This window comes from Polaribacter glomeratus (assembly GCF_002954665.1).
Taxonomy (GTDB): domain Bacteria; phylum Bacteroidota; class Bacteroidia; order Flavobacteriales; family Flavobacteriaceae; genus Polaribacter; species Polaribacter glomeratus.
The window spans coordinates 375,184-375,895 of sequence record NZ_MSCM01000001.1 but is presented as its reverse complement, the minus strand read 5'-3'; the positions used below and the strand labels follow the sequence as shown (position 1 = coordinate 375,895).

Sequence of the window (712 nt, the reverse complement as noted above, 5' to 3'; positions counted from 1 at the left end):
AGATAAATCGTAGGTATCTACCAATTCAGTTCCTTGTTTTGCGAGCGCTCTAATTGCAGTTGGCGCTGTATAAAACTGATTAACTTTGTGTTTCTCGATAATACTCCAAAAGCGTCCAAAATCTGGATAACTTGGTACGCCTTCAAAAAGTACAGTGGTCGCTCCGTTTGCTAAAGGGCCGTATACAATGTAAGAATGACCGGTAATCCAGCCAATATCCGCAGTACACCAATACACATCATTTTCTTTATATTGAAACGCATTTTTAAAAGTGTACGCTGTATACACCATATAACCAGCGGTTGTATGCACCATTCCTTTTGGCAATCCTGTTGAGCCTGATGTGTATAAAATAAATAATGGATCTTCTGCATCCATCACTTCTGCTTCACATTTTGTTGAGGCAGCATCTAACAAAGGTTGCAACCATTTGTCACGACCTTCTTTCATATAAATATCTGAATTGATTCTTTTTGCAACCAAAACTGTTTCTACACAAGTACACTTTTCTAATGCTTCATCCACAATTCCTTTTAAATCGATTGTTTTCGCACCTCTGTAAGAACCATCCGAAGTAATGACCATTTTACAATCTGAATCGTTTATTCTAGTTGATAATGCAGTTGCTGAAAACCCTGCAAAAACAACGGAATGGATTGCGCCAATTCGGGCACAGGCTAAAGTTGCAATTGCCAATTCTGGAATCATGGGC

1 protein-coding gene is annotated in these 712 nt (G+C 38.8%); it reads right to left on the bottom strand.

Going from position 1 to position 712, the window contains the following annotated elements:
• Positions 1–712, bottom strand: a 712-nt coding sequence (locus BTO16_RS01580; RefSeq protein WP_146105376.1) for an AMP-binding protein, incomplete at both ends; no start/stop codon positions are given.